Raw genomic sequence first — 18415 nt, 5'->3', positions numbered from 1 at the left:
TCCAGAACATTAGTTCTATTATATTATAAGATAGAATATTCCAATAGTCAACATCTATTATAATAGATTTAAAGATATGTATATATTAAATTGTTGCCCTATTTTACTTTCTTAATCAATATATTATTTATCTATGCTTATGGAATTTTTATTTTTTATAAAATAATCTAATCCTGATATTATAGTTATAATTACTGCAAGATATAAAAATATCTCAGGTGCCCAGTTAAAGAATCCTTTAAGCAAATTGCTATTATAAACTTTATCTGTAAGTTCTGGTTGAGCTGCAATATTTACTTGTAATAACAATAATATTATTGCCATTATTTGAATCACAGTTTTAAGTTTACCCCAATAGCTAGCCGCAATTACATTTCCATCTGAGGCTGCAATGCTTCTAAGTCCTGTTACTGCAAATTCTCTTGCAATTATCACTATTGCTGCCCATGCAGGTACTATTTGATATTCAACTAAGGATATTAAGGCCGCTGTAACCAAAAGCTTATCTGCTAATGGATCCATAAACTTTCCAAACTTAGTTATTTGATTCCTACTTCTTGCTATATATCCATCTAACTTATCAGTAAGTGCAGCTATTATAAATATAACTGTTGCTATTATTGTGCCATAGGGTATATCCTGTGCAGTTATAAATATAAGAAATATGGGTACTAAAAATATTCTCACTATTGTTAATTTATTTGCAAGATTCATTTAAAACAACTCCCATTAAATCATATTCAAGACAGCTTTTTATTTTAACTTTAACTATATTCCCCTTTTCTAGTTGAGTATCACTTTCAACCATTATAGTTCCATCAACATCTGGAGCCATTTCAGTACTACGACCGTAATGAATACCATTGTCGAATCCTTCAATAATAACATCATATATATTGTTTAGCTTTTTAGAATTAATATAATTAGACACATCTTTTTGTATTAACATTAATTCCTCTTCCCTTAAAAGTTTAACTTCCTCTTCAATTTGATCTTCCATAATAGCAGCAGGAGTATCCTCCTCTTGAGAGTAGGTAAATACGCCTAGTCTATCTAATTTATATTCTTTTACAAAGTCTTTTAATTCTTCGAAGTTTTCTTTAGTTTCACCAGGGAATCCAACTATAATTGAAGTTCTTAAAATGATTCCGGGAATATTATGTCTTAACTTATCTATAACATTTATTACTTGATCTTTATTAGTTTTTCTTCCCATACGTTTTAAAATATCACTACTTATATGTTGTAGTGGGATATCTAAATACTTACAAACCTTTTTATTGTTTTTAATTTCTAATATAAGCTCATCAGTAATTTGTTCTGGGTAACAATAAAGAACCCTTATCCATTCTATACCTTCAATTAAACTAATTTTTTGTAATAGCTTTGGTAACATCTTTTCATTGTAAATATCTTCACCATAGCGAGTAGTATCTTGAGCTACCAATATAATTTCCTTAACACCACTTTTAGCTAGTTTTTCTGCCTCATCAAGGATATTTTCTAGTTTTCTACTTCTAAAACTGCCTCTGATTTTAGGGATTATACAATAAGTACAAAAGTTATCACAGCCTTCTGCTATCCTTATATAAGCAGTATGTCCCTGAGTTGTTATTATTCTTTCACCCTCGTTTATATTTTGGTTACTAAAATTAAAGCTTGTTATCTTTTTATTGTCTTCCATAAAGTCTTTTATATATGATATAAGCTTATCGTAATCATTAACACCCATTAAGATATCTATCTCAGGTATTAATTCTGTGATATCTTTTCCGTACCTTTGAGTTAAGCACCCTGTTGCAATCAATAGCTTACAGTTGTACTTTTTCTTAAATTCTGCCATCTCTAGTATAGTATCAATAGACTCTTGTTTTGATTTTTCAATAAATCCGCAGGTATTTACCACTATAATATCTGCTTTTTTAGGATCATTTGTAATTTCATATTGGTCATTTAGTTTGCTTAAAATTATTTCAGAATCTATTCTATTCTTATCACAGCCTAGACTAACCAATCCTACCTTATATTTGTTCAAATTCTTTCCTCCTAGTCGTTTAGATATACACATTAATTTTAAATCTTCTTTAACTATTAAACAAGGGTTTTTATATATTTTATAGTATATCTTCTTTTGATAATAATATTTCTCTTGGTTTACTACCATCTTTAAGAGAAATTACATTTTTAGCTTCTAACTGTTCCATTATTCTAGCTGCTCTATTATATCCTATCCTTAATCTTCTTTGAAGTAAAGATGTAGATGCTTGTCCTGACTCAACTACAACCCTTATAGCTTCTTCTAAAAGCTCATCTTCATCTGTAGATAAGCTACTACTGACTTCATCATTAATATGATTTAATATCTTCTCTTCATAACTTTCTTTATTTAATTCTTGGTTTTTTATAAAGCTTACAACTCTTTCGACCTCTTCTTCTGATATAAAAGCACCTTGGATTCTAATTGGTTTTGATTCACCTACAGGATAAAATAGCATATCACCTTTACCAAGTAGCTTTTCTGCTCCAGCTGAATCTAGAATTGTTCTAGAATCAATTTGACTTGATACTGAAAAAGATATTCTAGAAGGTATATTAGCCTTTATAACCCCTGTTATAACATCTACAGATGGTCTTTGGGTTGCTATAACCAAATGCATACCTGCAGCTCTTGCCATTTGTGATAGCCTTGCAATATAATCTTCTACATCATGCGGACAAACCATCATAAGATCTGCAAGTTCGTCTACAATAATAACTATCAAAGGAATCTTTGTATCAATCTTTTTCTTATTAAATAATTCATTGTAAGTTTCTATATTACGAACTCCGCACTCTGCAAATAACTTATACCTTCTAGTCATTTCATTAACTGCCCAGTTCAAAGCTGCAGCTGCTTTTTTAGGATCTGTAACTACTGGTATCAAAAGATGTGGTATTCCGTTATATACATTAAGTTCTACCATCTTAGGATCTACCATAAGTATCTTTACTTCCTCTGGTGAATATTTATATAATAAACTTATTATAAGTGCATTTATGCAAACACTTTTACCAGAACCAGTAGCTCCTGCAATTAGTAAATGTGGCATTTTTGTTAAATCAGCTACAACGCAATTTCCACCAATATCTTTACCCAAAGAAAATGCTAAGTTTTTGGTGCTATTTATAAACTCTTCTGATTCTACAACTTCTTTTAAGAATACAGATGTTATATCTTTATTTGGAACTTCAATACCTACGGCTGACTTACCTGGGATAGGGGCTTCTATTCTTACTCCACTTGCAGCAAGACTTAGTGCTATATCATCTGATAAATTAACAATCTTACTTACCTTTACACCAGGGCTTGGCTGAAGCTCATACCTTGTTACAGATGGTCCCTTTGTAACCTGAATCACCTTTGCCTCTACAGCAAAACTATTTAAAGTTTCTTCTAATTTAGATGCACTTGTAAGTAAATCTTTTTTATCATCTTTATTAAGTTTTAAATTAGAGTTTATATTAAGAAGATCTATTGATGGAGCTTTATACTGCACATCTTTTTTATTACTTTCTATTTTTGATGATATTTCTTTATCTATAACATCCTTAACTTCCTTATCTAACTTAGATTTAGAACTTGTTTCTTCATATGTATCAATAAGTATGTCTTTGCCTTTGTATTCATCTTCTCCTATAGATTCTGAATCTACAGAAGAGTTTTTCATAAAGTCTAATATTTTAATCTTATTATTTATGCCTTTAATAAATTCGTCCCTATCTTTTATGCCTTCTGGAACATCCTCTTCTTTATATATTTTTGATGTGCTATCTTTTTCAATGGATTTTAAGGTTTTAGACTTAGTTTTGGTTTTGGTTTTAGTTTTGGTTTTGGTTTTAAAATCAATTGCAAAATTATAAAAGGAAAAGTTGAAAATTATTACTATGCTTATAATATAAAGAGATGCAAATACTAATATTGACCCTGTTTTACCTATTAATTTATATAAAGGTACATCTATTACATAAGCAATAAGACCACCGTGAAACTTATTACTAGTATTAATTATTGTTTTAAACCCCTCATAAAAGCTTTCTTTATAATACTCTTCTATGTAAATAATTTGAATGAACAATATTGAATTAATTATAAACAGATAACAACCTACAAGCCTTCTATTTAGAGAATTTTTTCTTAAAATTATGCTTATTCCATAAAATATGAACATTAAAGGTACACAATAGGTACCAATACCTATTAATGACCAAGATGCTTTATTCAAAGCTTGTCCTAAGATTCCTAGTGAAGAAGTTAAAGTATTTATAAATAAAAATATTCCTATAGTTATAAATACTATACCTATTATCTCTTTTCTAAATTCCTCATCATATTCTTTATCTTTAGCCTTTTTTTTACTTGCCATACTTTTCACCCCATAGTTATATTCTACGAAACAAATAAATATCCCTTTAATAGCACTTAGATAATAACAAACCATAGGAATAAGCCTATGGTTTGTTATTACTCTTTACTATCAATTAAAGATCTTAATTTTCCAATAGAATCTTTTATTCCGCCGACTTCTTTTATAAGACCATATTTCACGGCTTCATCTCCCACTAGTATTGTGCCCATGTCATTTAATAATTCGTTTGTTTCCATCATAAGTTTCTTTAATGTGTCTAATTCCATGTTTGAAGTCCTTAAGATAAAATCATTTACTCTTTCTTGCATCTTATTAAAATAATTAAAGGTCTGAGGTGCTCCAATAACTAATCCATTCATTCTTATAGGATGAATTATCATAGTAGCAGAGGGTGATATAAATGAATAATCTGCAGCAGTAGCTAAAGGAACACCAATTGAATGTCCACCACCTATAACTAATGATACTGTAGGTTTGCTTAATGTGTTTATCATCTCTGCTATAGCAAGACCTGCTTCAATATCACCACCAACAGTGTTTAACACTATCAAAACGCCTTTAACCTTATCACTTTGTTCCATTGCTATAAGTTGGGGTATTACATGCTCATACTTAGTAGTTTTGCTTTGAGGTGGTAATACTCCATGACCTTCTATTTGACCTATTATAGGTAACACTTGAATTTCTTCATTAAAATCCGAAACTTGAACTCTACCTAACTCTTTAATCTTACTCATTTGACTTTGTACGCCGTTTTCTTCTATGTCTTCGTCTTCTTCGTATTCTTCTTCATCATTATTCTTAATTATCATATATATACCTCCATATATTAATATGTTGTTCATATATGGAGGGTTTTATACTTGTTATTTTAAAAACTTTTTATGAAGTAAGTTAATAGCTCTCTCTAAGTCCTTATCATATATTAAACACCATATAGTGGTGTGTGAATCTGCTGTTTGTAATACCTCAATATTAGAATCCTTAAGTATCCTTAATATTTTAGCCATTACACCTGGCACACCTTTTATTCTATTCCCTATAATAGCAATTTTACTACAACCTTCTATAAAGGAATACTTTAAATCTGATTTATTCATTATATCTTTTAACTTTAATAAATCTTTAGAATCAATAGTAAATATTTTTTCATTTGGGAAAACATTAATCAAATCAATACTTATATGATTTTCTGCTAACACTTCTAGTACATTGCCGTAATCCACATTATCTTTGTTTTGATTTAGCACTAATTGAACTTGAATTCTATTTGTCATGTGGGTTATCCCTGTAACTATTGAACCTTCAGTCTTTTCTCCTAAACTATTTATCAAGGTTCCTTTACACTCACTTAAAGTATTTTTAATTTTTAGAGGTATATTACCCTGCATAGCTATCTCTATAGCCCTAGGATGTATTACATTAGCACCTTGATCTGCAAGCTGAAATACTTCGTTATAACTTATACAATGTATTAGGTTAGGTTCCATAACTATTCTAGGATCAGCAGTCATTATACCATCTACATCTGTATAAATTTCTATCTCTTCAGACTTTAGCGAAGCTCCGAGTAAAGATGCTGTAATATCACTTCCTCCTCGCCCAAGAGTAGTAAAAAATCCCTCTTCATTATATCCTTGAAATCCTGTAATAACAGGAACAGTATCACTTTTTATAAGATCTAATATCTTTTTTGTATCAACTTTAATCATAGAGGCATCATTATATATATTATTAGTAATAATACCTGCCTGACCTCCTGTTAAAGGTGACGCCTTTATTCCAACTTTATGAAATTCATCACACATAACAACGGAACTTATTATCTCTCCACAAGACATAAGTAAATCCGTAGCTAAAGGGTTTTCACTTTTAAATGTATCTGTAACTAAAGAACGGAGACTATCTGTTGCATAAGGTTCACCCTTCCTGCCCATAGCAGAAACTACTACCACGGGGTTATAACCTTTTTGCTTTGCCTCCATAACCTTTTGGACAACTAACTTTCTTCTATCTATAGTTGATACAGAGGTACCACCAAATTTTTGAACTAGTATTTTCATAAACTCATCCTCTCAAAAGGGTATTTAGATATCAAATAAAAATCAACTTACATTTTAGTCTTTTTAATAATCTTTTCTTCAATATCTATTATTATAGTTTTAGCACCTATTTTTTTGACATAATCCCATGGTATTTCATAAAATTCTTCATTACTAAAGAAATTAAATTTACCTTTAGAATTATGTATTATTAAAACTTTAAATTCACCATTAGTATCAATAATTATATCATTATTGCCTAAATAATTATACTTTTCTCCGTCGTTAATATTTATAATCTCATATCTTTCCATTTCACTATAAAGCTTAATATTATCTCCCATAATAGCAACCCCCCAATAATTTTATAAATTGTGTTCTTATAATTTATGAAATTATTTATATGTTTATTACTATAAGGAGAATAGATTATAATACCTCTTTAATATTAAGTCCTGTACCCTTAGCTAATTTAGATATGTCTATATTTCCTACAAAAGCTGAATTCAATATACCACCTTTAAAACAATTTTCAAAAACATCTTGTATTGTATTGTTATTTATTGAATCTATCTTTCTTATTATATCCTCTGGAGTATTTACTTTATTTAAAAACAGAACTGATTTACCATTACTAAACATTCTACTGCTAGTACTTTCTAGTCCTAGCATATAACTTGCCTTTATTTGAATCTTACTTTTAGATAACTTTTCCTTTGTGATTCCACTTAAGATAAACTTTTTAAGTTCTTCGTTTATAACCTGAATGGCCTCTACACCTTGTTTTGGATTTACTCCTGTGTAAATATTTAGGGCCCCGGTATTATTATATGATGAAGTATAGGAATAGACACTATAACATAATCCTAATTCTTCTCTTACCTTTTGAAATAGCAATGAAGACACTCCACCACCAAAAACATTATTTAAAAGAAGTAATGTGTATATATTATCTTCTCCTAAAGGTATTCCCTGAAGTCCTAAGTTTATATGTAGTTGCTCTATTGGCTTTTTCTTACACAAATGATGATTTAATATATCAGGAGAGGAATAAGATACCTCTTTCTTATTGTTAAATTTCCAATTGCCAAAATATTTTTCTACTAATTCTTCAATTGAATCAATTTCAAAATTACCACATATAGATATAACTGCGTTTAAAGGCGTGTAGTAGTCATCCATATACTCTTTAAGCATATTACTATTAAAAGACTTAACTGTATCTATATTACCTAGAATAGGGTAGGATAAAGGATCCTTTCCCCAAGTAGAAATGCTATGTATATCAGAAAGTACATCTTCTGGCGAATCTTCACTCATATTTATTTCTTCAATAATTACACTTTTTTCTTTTTCAATATCTTTATCCTCTAATTTACTATTTAAAATCATATCTGATAATATATCAAGACTTAACTCCAAATTAGTATCTAAAGTTTTAGTATAAAAACAGGTAGCTTCTTTACCTGTAAAAGCATTCATTTGTCCGCCAATATCTTCAATTTCTTCTGCAATTTGTTTAGCGGTTCTTTTATATGTTCCTTTGAACATCATATGCTCTATAAAATGCGAAATTCCATTATTGTTTAAGCTTTCATTTCTTGATCCATTTTCTATCCAAAGGCCTACACTTACAGATTTCACATAGTCTATGTTTTCTACAACGATTCTAAGACCATTATTAAGCTTAAATAACTTGTACATAAAAAAACCTCCATAAAAAATAAAAAGGCTTTAAGCCCTTCTATTTTTATTTATCATTATTATTTTCGTTATTTTCATTACTCTTTTTATCTTCAGTATCTTTTATTGCATCTCTCCTAGATAAATTTACCCGTCCTTGGTTATCAACTTCTGTAACCTTTACTAGTATTTCATCGCCTACTGATACAACATCTTCTACTTTATTTACTCTGTTTACATCTAGCTTAGATATATGCACTAGACCTTCTTTATTAGGAAGGATTTCAACAAAGGCGCCAAATGCAGTTATCTTAGTTACTTTTCCAAGATAAATCTCACCAACTTTGATTTCTTTTGTTAAGTCCTCAATAATCTTCATAGCCTGTTTACCACTAGCAGCATCATTAGATGTTATAAATATTGTTCCATCTTCTTTTATGTCAATCTTAACACCGGTTTCAGCTATTATCTTATTAATAGTTTTACCACCAGCACCTATTACGTCTCTTATCTTATCTGGATGTATACTCATATTATATGCCTTAGGTGCATACTCAGAAACTTCATCTCTTGACTCTGAGATACAATCATTCATAACACTTAGAATATGTGTCCTTGCTTTTTTAGCAGCATCAATACTATTTTTGATACACATTTGTGATATACCTTTTAGTTTAGTATCAATTTGTATAGCTGTAATACCAACTTCTGTTCCTGCAACCTTAAAGTCCATATCACCAAAGAAATCTTCTATACCTTGGATATCTGTAAGAATTTCTTCTTGTGATAGATCATCACTTGTAACAAGTCCTATAGCTATTCCAGCTGCTGGTCTCTTTATTGGAACTCCTGCATCAAGTAATGCAAGTGTGCTAGCACATACGCTTGCTTGTGATGTAGATCCATTAGAGCTTAATACTTCTGATACAACTCTTATTGCATACGGGAATTCCTCTTGTGATGGAATTAGAGGCTCTAATGCCTTTTCTGCCAAAGCACCGTGACCAATTTCTCTTCTTCCAGGTCCTCTTAAAGGTCTAACTTCTCCTACGCTGTATGATGGAAAGTTGTAATGATGCATATATCTTTTGCTTTCTTCTTCACCAATACCATCTAATATTTGAACGTCACCTAATGCTCCAAGTGTTGCAACACTCATAACCTGTGTAAGTCCTCTAGTGAAAAGTCCTGTTCCATGAGTTCTTGGTAGTATATTTACTTCTGCGCTTAAAGGTCTTACTTCGGTAAATGCTCTTCCATCTGGTCTTTTCTTTTCTAACAATATCATGTTTCTAACTGATTTCTTTTGTATCTTATATATTATATCGGCAATATCTGAGCTACTCTCAGGATATTTTTCACCAAATTCAATCTTAACTTTATCCTTTATTTCAGATATAGTTTTATTTCTAATGTCTTTATCTGTTATATGCATAGCTTCATTTATCATATCAGTGCTAAAGCTTCTTATTTCATCTTCCATATCCTCGTTTACTTTATGTAAAACAGGAATAATCTTTTCTTTACCAAACTTTTCTCTAGCTTCTTCTTGGAACTTAACCATTTCTTTGCACTTTTCAAATCCAAATATTATTGCATTATACATAACATCTTCTTCAATTTCTTGTGCTCCAGCTTCGATCATTATAACCTTATCTTTAGTGGCACACACTGTTAAACTTAAAGTGCTAGATTCTCTTTGTTTAGATGTTGGATTTAATATGAATTCTCCGTCAACAAGACCAACAGATACTGCACCTACTGGATCTACGAAAGGTATGCTAGATATGCTTAATGCTGTAGATGCAGCATTAATTGCTAGTATTTCTGGGATATTATCTTTTTCTACAGACATAACTGTACATACTATCTGTACATCGTTTCTATAGCCTTCTGGAAATAGTGGTCTTAGAGGTCTATCTATAGCTCTACCATGTAGTATAGCTTTTTCTGAAGGTCTTCCTTCTCTTTTTATAAATCCTCCTGGTATCTTTCCTGCAGCATATAACCTCTCTTCATACTCAACGCTTAAAGGGAAAAAGTCTATGCCCTCTCTAGGTTTTTCTGAGGCGTTTACATTTACTAATACAACTGTATCTCCATAACTCATCATTATTGCAGCATTAGATAACATTCCAACTTTTCCATACTGAAGTTTTAATGTTCTTCCTGCAACTGATGTTTCAAGTATATGGTTCATACAAGTACCTCCTTTCAATTAAACATATTTTGTTTTACTTTATTTTTCACTTTAATATTTTAAAATAATAGAGCGGTTAAACCGCTCTAAGATTACTTTACTTAATCCAAATTTTAAAATTAAATTAAGATTACTTTCTTAATCCAAGTTTTGCAATTAAATCACGATATCTTTGAATATCTTGTGATTGCAAGTAATTTAAAAGGCCTCTTCTTTGACCAACCATCATAAGTAGTCCTCTTCTTGAGTGATGATCTTTTTTGTGAACCTTTAAATGTCCTGTTAATGAGTTTATTCTTTCAGTTAAAAGTGCTATTTGCACTTCTGGAGAACCAGTATCTCCTTCATGTCTTGCGTGTTCTTTAATTATTTCTTCTTTTCTTGCCTTTTCCATGTTTACACCTCCAAGTATTTATCCCCTATATCCAAGATTTAAGTTGGCTTTCTATAATCGTAGATATAGGTTCCCAACAGTCATTATAACAAAGATTTTAACTGTTGTAAATTATTTTCTATTTATATTATATATTTTTTTAAAACTAGCATTATCCTCATCTTTTTTCAATTGTATCTTTAACTCTTCTAAAGATGAAAATTTTATTTCTTCTCTTGTTTTTTCTATAAAGTATAATTCAATTTCTTCATCATAAATATCTTTGTTAAAATCTAAAATATAAGTTTCTATAGTTAATTTTTCACCCTTTACCGTAGGATTATTACCAACGCTAGTTATACCTTTATAAATGTTGTTATCATATATAACATTTGTATAATATATTCCTATAGCAGGTATTACATAAGTATAATCAACTTTAAGGTTTGCTGTAGGATATCCTATTTTTTTCCCTAGTTTTTTGCCATGCTCTATTGTACCTCTTAACATAAAGGGATCTATTAAAAGCAAGTTTGCTTTTTCCACATTGCCATCTTTAATAAGCGATCTTATACTAGAACTACTTATTAAATTTTCTTCTGTGGTTTGTGGCTCTATAATTACGAGTTCTACTTTATATTCTTTACATAGTCTTTTCAAAAGTTCTACATCACCCGCATTTTTATGTCCAAATCTATAGTTAAACCCAATTACCATACCTCTAACATTATATCTTTTATAAAGATCTTTAAAGAAGTCTTCAGGTGATATTTTCATAAAATCTTCATCAAATTTAACTAAGCAAGTTATATCAATCCCCATATTTTCAAGTAACTGAAGTTTTTTCTTGTTATCCATAATAAGTTTAGGTGCTATTGCTTTATTTACTACTGTGAGTGGATGATTTTCAAAGGTATAAACCATACTTTTGATATTCATTTCTTTTGCTTTTTCAATAGCTGCATCTATTAATCTTATATGCCCATTATGTAAACCATCAAAACTTCCGAGAGCTATAACTGTTTTTTCTTTTAAATCATTATTAAAAAAATCAATTATTTTCATAATAAATACCTCTTATATCAATAACTTAACTATTTTAAACCCACTAGTAAACTTACTTCCTATACCTATAAAGTTTAAATTGTTATAAACTTTATAACGCTTGTTTTCTATTAGCACTTCTTTAGTTAATGATGGATCTTTTATTGAAACACCATTTATAAGAAGACTTGAAAATCTATCACTTACTTCTATAGTAGGATAATCTAACACAGATTCCATAGGTAATAGGTATTCCTTAATATTTTCCTCTGTTAATTCTAGCACGTTTATAGATTTAGATTTCACAAAGTTACCTGTAGATTCTCTCTCTAATTTAGACATCATAGCCCCACAGTTTAATAAGCTTCCAATATCTTTACACAAGCTTCTAATATAGGTTCCTTTTGAACAAATAACTTTAAATGTTACAAAAGGCATGTTAATTTCTTCTATCTCAATACACTCTATGTTTATCTTTCTCTTTTCTCTTTCTATCTCTATCCCTTCACGCGCTAAATCGTAAAGCTTTTTACCATTTACTTTAAGAGCAGAGTACATAGGTGGTTCTTGGTAGCTTTCTCCTACAAATGATTCTATAATAGTTCTTACGTCTTTTTCTTTAATATGTTCTGTAGGTTTTTTAGAAGTAATTTTACCTTCTCTATCATAGGTGTCAGTTTCTAATCCTAATTCTAATTCAACATTATAGACTTTAGATTCACTCATAAGGTATTCAACAATTTTCGTTGCTTTTCCTATGCATATTGGTAGTACACCTTTTGCTAAAGGATCCAAAGTTCCGATATGACCCACCTTTTTTTCTTTGCTTATATGCCTAACTTTTCTTACAGCATCAAAGGAGGTCATTCCTTCAGGTTTATAAATATTAATAACCCCGTTCATTATATCAACTCTTTTTCTAAAACATTTATTAAAGCCTTTTTAGCCTTTTCTATATCATGCATATCTCTTAACAAAATTCCTGATGCTTTTTCATGTCCACCACCACCAAATATTTCAGCAATAGCTCGTACATCAACTTTATCTTTAGATCTTAAACTTATCTTTATACCATCATCTACTTCTTTTAAAAATGCTCCAACTTCAATAGTATCTATTTGCATTTGAAGAGATATTATTTCAGAATTATCTTCTAATAAAGTAGAGTGTTCTTTATCCATAGCAATAATAGCTAATTTATCATTTAAAAACAGTTCAACTTTCTCTAATAACTTACCGTAAAGCTTTAACTTTCTAAGTGGTTTATTTTCAAATATAGTTCTATGAATTAGTGGAAAGTCAATACCCGTTTTTATAAGTTCGCCTGCAATTAAATGTGTGCTCGCAGTTGTACTTGAATACTTAAAAGAACCGGTATCGGTAATTATTGCAGTGTATAAACATTTTGCAATATCTGTATCCATAACTACATCTAAACTCTTTAAAAGATTATAAACTATTTCACCTGTAGCTGATGCCATAGTATCAACATAATTAATATCACCATACTTACTGTTTGAAATATGATGATCTATATTAATAACAGGATTTATTTTAGACTTATCTATTTTCCCAGAAATTCTTTCTACATTTCCACAATCTAATACTATTACACAATGAGTATTTTTTTTAGGACAACTAGCATTTTCTTTTATTTCTTCTGTATTAGGCAGAAACCTATATATACCAGGAACTTTGTCCCTTGATATAATATAGGCTTCTTTACCAATTTTTCTTAATCCAAGCATCAATCCAAGAGCACTACCTAAAGCATCTCCATCTGGTGATTGATGATAGGTTATTGCAATAGAATCTGATTTTAAGATACTTTCAGTGACTTTATTCATTTTTGTTTTCCTTTATCTTTTGCAATAAAGATTCTATATGCATTCCGTGTTCTATACTTGTGTCTAGTTCAATTATAATTTCTGGGTTATGTCTAAGATTAATTCTCTTTCCTATTTCTCTTCTTATAAATCCAGAAGAGCTTTTTAGTGCCTCTAAAGTTTCCTTTTCTTCCGTCTCATTCCCAAAGATACTAATATAAACTTTAGCATATTGTAAATCTTTAGTTACATTAACACCTGTAACACTTACCATAGCATTTATTCTAGGATCTTTAAGATGATTCCGGATTATATCACTAATTTCTTTTCTCATCTCTTCGTTGATTCTTCCACCTCTGTAATTAGCCAATACAATCCCTCCTCTTATAATTTATCTTTTTTTATTTCTTCCATAGTGAAGGCTTCTATTATGTCGCCTTCTTTAAGGTCATTATATTTTTCAATACTAATTCCACATTCATATCCTGTATTTACTTCTTTTGCATCATCTTTAAATCTCTTTAATGATGCTAATTTAGATTCAAATATAACTATTCCTTCTCTTATTATCCTTACATCGCTATTTCTTGTTATCTTACCATCTGTTATATAACATCCGGCTATAGTACCAAGGTTGGATACTTTATAAATCTGTCTAACTTCAGCTTTCCCAAGGACAACCTCTTTATATTCTGGTTCTAGTAATCCAATCATTGCTGTTCTTATATCTTCAATAGCATCGTATATTATTCTATAAGTTTTTATATCTACATGTTCTTTTTCAGCTAGGGTAATTGCATTTCCATCTGGTCTTACGTTAAATCCAATTACTAATGCATTTGAAGCTGCTGCAAGACTTATATCAGTTTCTGTAATAGCACCTACTGCTCCATGAAGAACTCTTACTTTAACAGTTTCTGATGATAATTTCTCTAAGGATTGTTTTATAGCTTCTACAGAACCTTGCATATCTGCTTTGATTATAACTCCTAATTCTTTTATCTTTCCTTCTTGGATTTGACTATATAAGTCTTCTAAAGATACTCTATGATTTGCTTGAAGGTATCTTTCTTTATCTTTATCTTTTCTTGTCTGAGCCAGATTTCTAGCTGTCTTTTCATCCTTTACTTCATGGAATCTATCTCCTGCTGATGGCACTTCAGAAAGTCCTAATATTTCTACTGGAATTGAAGGTCCTGCTGATTTGATATTTTTACCCTTATCATCAAACATAGCTCTTATTCTTCCATAAGTACTACCAACTAATATTGCATCTCCTACACTTAAAGTACCATTTTGAACTAACAATGTAGCGACTGGACCTCTTCCCTTATCCAACTGTCCTTCTATAACCGTACCTATAGATTTTCTCTTAGAGTTTGCTTTTAATTCTAAGATTTCAGAAGAAAGTAGTACCATTTCAAGTAATGTATCTATACCTTCCTTTGATCGAGCTGATACAGGAACACATATAGTATCTCCGCCCCATTCTTCTGGAACTAAACCATGATCTGAAAGTTCTTGTTTTACTTTATCAAGATTTGCTGAAGGTTTATCCATTTTGTTTATAGCAACTACCATAGGAACATTAGCTGCCTTACAGTGATTTATAGCTTCTTTTGTTTGAGGCATTATTCCATCATCTGCTGCTACTACTAATATTACAACATCTGTAACCTGTGCTCCACGAGATCTCATAGCTGTAAAAGCTTCATGACCTGGAGTATCTAAAAATGTTATCTTTTCTCCACTTACCTCTACAGTGTAAGCTCCTATATGCTGAGTTATTCCACCTGCTTCATTTTCAGTTACCTTTGCTTTTCTTATAGCATCTAATAAAGAAGTCTTACCGTGGTCAACGTGACCCATTACAGTAACTATAGGAGGTCTTTTTTCTGCTTCTGTATCTTCTTCTATGTTTACTTCTTCTAACATTTCTAATTCTTCTTCTTTTAATACTAATGTTATATCAAACTTTTCAGCGGCCTTCTCTGCAGTTTTAAAATCAATTTCTTGGTTTATAGCTGCCATTACTCCACTAAATATTAAAGCTTTTATAACCTCCACTATAGGTTTATCAATTTTCTCTGATAGTTCCTTAACCGTGATGTTGTTTCCTATTTCTATTATAATCTTATCTTCAACTGAATTTTCTTCCATATTTGAGCCTTCCTCTTCCGAATATCGAGGACTCTTATCGCCTCTTTTATTCTTAAATTTAGATTTTTTAACTTGTTTATTTATTTCTTCTGAGACTATTTCTTCATATTGTTCAACTATATTATTTGACTTGTTTTCTTCGTTAACTTCTTTATCTTTTTCTATCTTTGATCTTTCTTCAATCAATTCTTTTATTAAGTTGGCTTCTTCATCATTAATAACACTCATGTGATTTTTAACTTCTAAGCTAAATTCATCCATCAATAAGCTTATAAGCTGTTTACTTGTAATTTTCAATTCCTTTGCTAATTCATAAATTCTTATCTTTGACAATTTATTCACCCCCGAAATTAATTTTACAAAAGATTACACATAATTTAAACTTTATAAGAGTCCATTAATTTATCACTCATGTTTTTATTTAATACTGCTAGAATATTTACTTCTTGTCTTCCAACACTACTTCCAAGTTCTTCTTTTGAGTAACATTCAATACACTTTATACCTTTTTCATGGCAATATTTCAAAAACTCTTTTCTACTTTTAGGAGAAAGGTCCATTGACAATATAATCAGATATATCTTCTTGTTTTTCTGTATAGCTTCTTCACATCTATTATATCCTTCTAGTAAATTTCCTGACCTTTTTACTAGACCTAGAAACTGTAAAAAGCTATCTGACATTTGTTACCTCTTGTTTTAAAGTTTCATATATATTTTCATCAATATTAGTTTCAAGATTTTTATTTAATCTTTTATTTTTAAAAGCCTTTTCTAAACATGATAAATTCTTACAGATATATGCACCTCTACCGGATTTCTTACCGGTTAAATCTACAGAAACTTCCCCTTCAGGACTTTTAACAATTCTAATCATTTCTTTTTTAGGGTTCATTTCCATACAACCATTACACATTCTTAGTGGTATCTTTTTAACTTTCATATCACAACACCTCTTTATGATTATTGTGAAACACTTGATATGCTTTTAATATCTATTTTCCAGCCCGTAAGCTTAGCTGCTAGTCTTACATTTTGACCTTCTTTACCTATAGCTAAAGATAGTTGGTTATCTTCTACTACAACTTGAGCACATTTAGTGTCTTCTTCAACTTTAACATCTACTACCTTAGCAGGACTTAATGAGTTAGAAATATATTCTTCTGGAACCTTACTCCATTTGATTATATCTATTTTTTCATTTTTTAATTCATTTACTACTTTTTGAACCCTTATACCTTTAGGACCAACACATGCTCCCATGGCGTCTATTGCTTCATCTTTAGAGTAAACTGCAATTTTAGTCCGTGCGCCTGCTTCCCTTGCAATACTTTTAACCTCTACTATACCCTCATATATTTCAGGTACTTCTAGTTCAAACAATCTTTTTATAAGTCCAGGATGAGTTCTAGACACAATAACTTGAGCGCCTTTTGTAGTGTTTTTAACTTCTACTATATATAACTTTAACTTTTCATTAAAGATATAGTCTTCACCTTGCATCTGTTCATTAGGTCCTAGCACTGCTTCTATTTTCCCAAGGTCTACAAAAACATTACCCTTGTCTTTTCTAATTACAGATCCTGTTATTATATCAAATTCTTTTTCTATAAATTCATTATACACTATATTTCTTTCAGCTTCTTTTATTCTTTGTACTACTACTTGCTTAGCTAGTTGAGCTGCTACCCTACCAAAAGTTTTAGGTGTAACTTCTATTTCTACTGTATCACCAATTTCATAGCGTGCGCTTAATTCTTTTGCATCATCTTCAGAGATTTGTATTACCTCATCTTCTATAGTTTCAGCTACAACCTTTTGAGCATAAACATGAATTTCTCCTGTTTCCCTATTCATAGTAACTCTAACATTTTGTGATGATACCCCCGAATTTGCATAGTTTTTTTTGTAGGCAGCAACTAAGGCATCCTCAATTGTAGTAAAAAGCATATCTGAACTTATACCTTTTTCTTTAACTATTTCTTTTAATGCATCTATAAATTCATCATTCATCTTAATAGACACCCTATATCTCCCCTTCTATATTCATAGCCTTAATTATATCTCTTGGTATACTTAAAGCTTCATCTTCTATTGATAAAACTATATTTTCATTATCAAAACTTACTAAAGTACCCTTATATAACTTATTTTCATTTAACTTTTTATTTAATTTAACTAGAACCTCTTTGCTTAAGCTATCTCCATAATGTTTTTCTGTATGCAGACTCCTATTTAGTCCTGGGGAAGATACTTCTAGATAATAAGATTCTGTGATTGGATCCTTTTCATCAAGCATAGTGCTAATAGGTCTACTTACTTTTTCACAGTCTTCTAGACATATTCCATTTTCACTTTCAATATATACCCTTAAATAATTTTCTCCATCATCTTTTACAAATTCTAAATGATACATTTCATAACCTTTATCTTCTACTATTGGCCTTATTAATAAATCTAAGTTTTCAATTAAAGGATTAAGTTTCATTTTACCCCTCCTTTTGTTTTGGTACATTAATTTTTATTTTATGTACTTATACTAACTTTATTCAATATAGTAGTCTATATTGTAGTAAAAACGCAACAGACGTTGCGTTTTACCCATACACAAATATAAAGAGCGGGTTTTTCCGACCCACTCTGTTTGAAGCTAATATATTAAGTAAACTTTACAATAATATA

Annotated in this window: 18 protein-coding genes; all 18 read right to left on the bottom strand. The window is 30.2% G+C overall.

The features are described 5' to 3' along the window. Positions 1–123: 123 nt before the first annotated feature. The 18 genes from pgsA to rimP all read right to left on the bottom strand — a co-directional run bounded on the left by pgsA (position 124) and on the right by rimP (position 18221). On the bottom strand, positions 124–714 hold the full coding sequence (gene pgsA, locus DY168_RS06475; RefSeq protein ID WP_115641024.1) for a CDP-diacylglycerol--glycerol-3-phosphate 3-phosphatidyltransferase: 591 nt from the start codon (positions 712–714) through the stop codon (positions 124–126). Next, the gene (gene rimO, locus DY168_RS06470) at positions 698–2035 is read right to left on the bottom strand and encodes a 30S ribosomal protein S12 methylthiotransferase RimO (protein ID WP_115642437.1); all 1338 of its coding nucleotides are present in this window, start codon (positions 2033–2035) and stop codon (positions 698–700) included. Before rimO ends, pgsA begins: the two co-directional genes overlap by 17 nt. A 79-nt stretch (positions 2036–2114) precedes the next feature. Beyond that, a complete protein-coding gene (locus DY168_RS06465; protein WP_115641023.1) occupies positions 2115–4403 on the bottom strand; it encodes an FtsK/SpoIIIE family DNA translocase in 2289 nt (762 codons plus the stop codon). A gap of 98 nt (positions 4404–4501) precedes the next feature. Beyond that, entirely contained in the window at positions 4502–5218 is a 717-nt protein-coding gene (locus DY168_RS06460) for a ClpP family protease (protein WP_423237230.1), read from the bottom strand. A 54-nt stretch (positions 5219–5272) separates the two neighbouring features. Continuing rightward, a complete protein-coding gene (gene dapG, locus DY168_RS06455; protein WP_115641021.1) occupies positions 5273–6469 on the bottom strand; it encodes an aspartate kinase in 1197 nt (398 codons plus the stop codon). A 47-nt stretch (positions 6470–6516) separates the two neighbouring features. Further along, positions 6517–6792, bottom strand: a complete 276-nt coding sequence (locus tag DY168_RS06450) for a YlmC/YmxH family sporulation protein (protein ID WP_115641020.1) — start codon at positions 6790–6792, stop codon at positions 6517–6519. A gap of 85 nt (positions 6793–6877) precedes the next feature. Continuing rightward, positions 6878–8152, bottom strand: a complete 1275-nt coding sequence (locus tag DY168_RS06445) for a M16 family metallopeptidase (RefSeq protein ID WP_115641019.1) — start codon at positions 8150–8152, stop codon at positions 6878–6880. A gap of 46 nt (positions 8153–8198) precedes the next feature. Continuing rightward, positions 8199–10331, bottom strand: coding sequence for a polyribonucleotide nucleotidyltransferase (locus DY168_RS06440; protein ID WP_115641018.1), 2133 nt, complete (start codon positions 10329–10331; stop codon positions 8199–8201). A gap of 130 nt (positions 10332–10461) precedes the next feature. Then, positions 10462–10725: a 30S ribosomal protein S15 gene (gene rpsO / locus DY168_RS06435; RefSeq protein ID WP_115641017.1), complete on the bottom strand. Its 264-nt coding sequence runs from the start codon at positions 10723–10725 to the stop codon at positions 10462–10464. Positions 10726–10836: 111 nt separating this feature from the next. Further along, complete coding sequence (locus DY168_RS06430; protein WP_115641016.1) at positions 10837–11769, bottom strand: bifunctional riboflavin kinase/FAD synthetase; 933 nt, start codon at positions 11767–11769, stop codon at positions 10837–10839. Between the two features lie 12 nt (positions 11770–11781). After that, complete coding sequence (gene truB / locus DY168_RS06425) at positions 11782–12651, bottom strand: tRNA pseudouridine(55) synthase TruB (protein WP_115641015.1); 870 nt, start codon at positions 12649–12651, stop codon at positions 11782–11784. Next, complete coding sequence (locus DY168_RS06420) at positions 12651–13595, bottom strand: DHH family phosphoesterase (protein ID WP_115641014.1); 945 nt, start codon at positions 13593–13595, stop codon at positions 12651–12653. The genes truB and DY168_RS06420 overlap by 1 nt, the downstream gene beginning before the upstream one ends. Beyond that, a complete protein-coding gene (rbfA, locus tag DY168_RS06415; RefSeq protein ID WP_115641013.1) occupies positions 13588–13944 on the bottom strand; it encodes a 30S ribosome-binding factor RbfA in 357 nt (118 codons plus the stop codon). The genes DY168_RS06420 and rbfA overlap by 8 nt, the downstream gene beginning before the upstream one ends. Positions 13945–13958: 14 nt before the next feature. Beyond that, entirely contained in the window at positions 13959–16067 is a 2109-nt protein-coding gene (gene infB / locus DY168_RS06410; RefSeq protein WP_115641012.1) for a translation initiation factor IF-2, read from the bottom strand. A 44-nt stretch (positions 16068–16111) separates the two neighbouring features. After that, positions 16112–16417, bottom strand: a complete 306-nt coding sequence (locus DY168_RS06405) for a ribosomal L7Ae/L30e/S12e/Gadd45 family protein (RefSeq protein WP_115641011.1) — start codon at positions 16415–16417, stop codon at positions 16112–16114. Further along, positions 16407–16676 (bottom strand): RNase P modulator RnpM, encoded by a 270-nt coding sequence (rnpM, locus tag DY168_RS06400; protein WP_115641010.1) that lies wholly within the window; start codon positions 16674–16676, stop codon positions 16407–16409. The genes DY168_RS06405 and rnpM overlap by 11 nt, the downstream gene beginning before the upstream one ends. Positions 16677–16696: 20 nt before the next feature. After that, complete coding sequence (nusA, locus tag DY168_RS06395) at positions 16697–17746, bottom strand: transcription termination factor NusA (RefSeq protein ID WP_115642436.1); 1050 nt, start codon at positions 17744–17746, stop codon at positions 16697–16699. A 13-nt stretch (positions 17747–17759) separates the two neighbouring features. After that, positions 17760–18221 (bottom strand): ribosome maturation factor RimP, encoded by a 462-nt coding sequence (gene rimP / locus DY168_RS06390; RefSeq protein WP_115641009.1) that lies wholly within the window; start codon positions 18219–18221, stop codon positions 17760–17762. Between the last annotated feature and the right edge of the window lie 194 nt (positions 18222–18415).

The sequence above is a fragment of the Clostridium putrefaciens genome (genome assembly GCF_900461105.1).
Lineage (GTDB): Bacteria > Bacillota > Clostridia > Clostridiales > Clostridiaceae > Clostridium_L > Clostridium_L putrefaciens.
Note: the sequence above shows the minus strand (reverse complement) of the source record. Positions and strands in the feature narration are given on the sequence as shown.

Coding starts and splice junctions, on each gene's coding strand:
- pgsA (WP_115641024.1), bottom strand. CDS start 714: ATGAATCTTGCAAATAAATTAACAATAGTGAGAATATTTTTAGTACCC.
- DY168_RS06465 (WP_115641023.1), bottom strand. CDS start 4,403: ATGGCAAGTAAAAAAAAGGCTAAAGATAAAGAATATGATGAGGAATTT.
- DY168_RS06460 (WP_423237230.1), bottom strand. CDS start 5,218: ATGATAATTAAGAATAATGATGAAGAAGAATACGAAGAAGACGAAGAC.
- dapG (WP_115641021.1), bottom strand. CDS start 6,469: ATGAAAATACTAGTTCAAAAATTTGGTGGTACCTCTGTATCAACTATA.
- DY168_RS06450 (WP_115641020.1), bottom strand. CDS start 6,792: ATGGGAGATAATATTAAGCTTTATAGTGAAATGGAAAGATATGAGATT.
- DY168_RS06445 (WP_115641019.1), bottom strand. CDS start 8,152: ATGTACAAGTTATTTAAGCTTAATAATGGTCTTAGAATCGTTGTAGAA.
- DY168_RS06440 (WP_115641018.1), bottom strand. CDS start 10,331: ATGAACCATATACTTGAAACATCAGTTGCAGGAAGAACATTAAAACTT.
- rpsO (WP_115641017.1), bottom strand. CDS start 10,725: ATGGAAAAGGCAAGAAAAGAAGAAATAATTAAAGAACACGCAAGACAT.
- DY168_RS06430 (WP_115641016.1), bottom strand. CDS start 11,769: ATGAAAATAATTGATTTTTTTAATAATGATTTAAAAGAAAAAACAGTT.
- truB (WP_115641015.1), bottom strand. CDS start 12,651: ATGAACGGGGTTATTAATATTTATAAACCTGAAGGAATGACCTCCTTT.
- DY168_RS06420 (WP_115641014.1), bottom strand. CDS start 13,595: ATGAATAAAGTCACTGAAAGTATCTTAAAATCAGATTCTATTGCAATA.
- DY168_RS06405 (WP_115641011.1), bottom strand. CDS start 16,417: ATGTCAGATAGCTTTTTACAGTTTCTAGGTCTAGTAAAAAGGTCAGGA.
- rnpM (WP_115641010.1), bottom strand. CDS start 16,676: ATGAAAGTTAAAAAGATACCACTAAGAATGTGTAATGGTTGTATGGAA.
- nusA (WP_115642436.1), bottom strand. CDS start 17,746: ATGAATGATGAATTTATAGATGCATTAAAAGAAATAGTTAAAGAAAAA.
- rimP (WP_115641009.1), bottom strand. CDS start 18,221: ATGAAACTTAATCCTTTAATTGAAAACTTAGATTTATTAATAAGGCCA.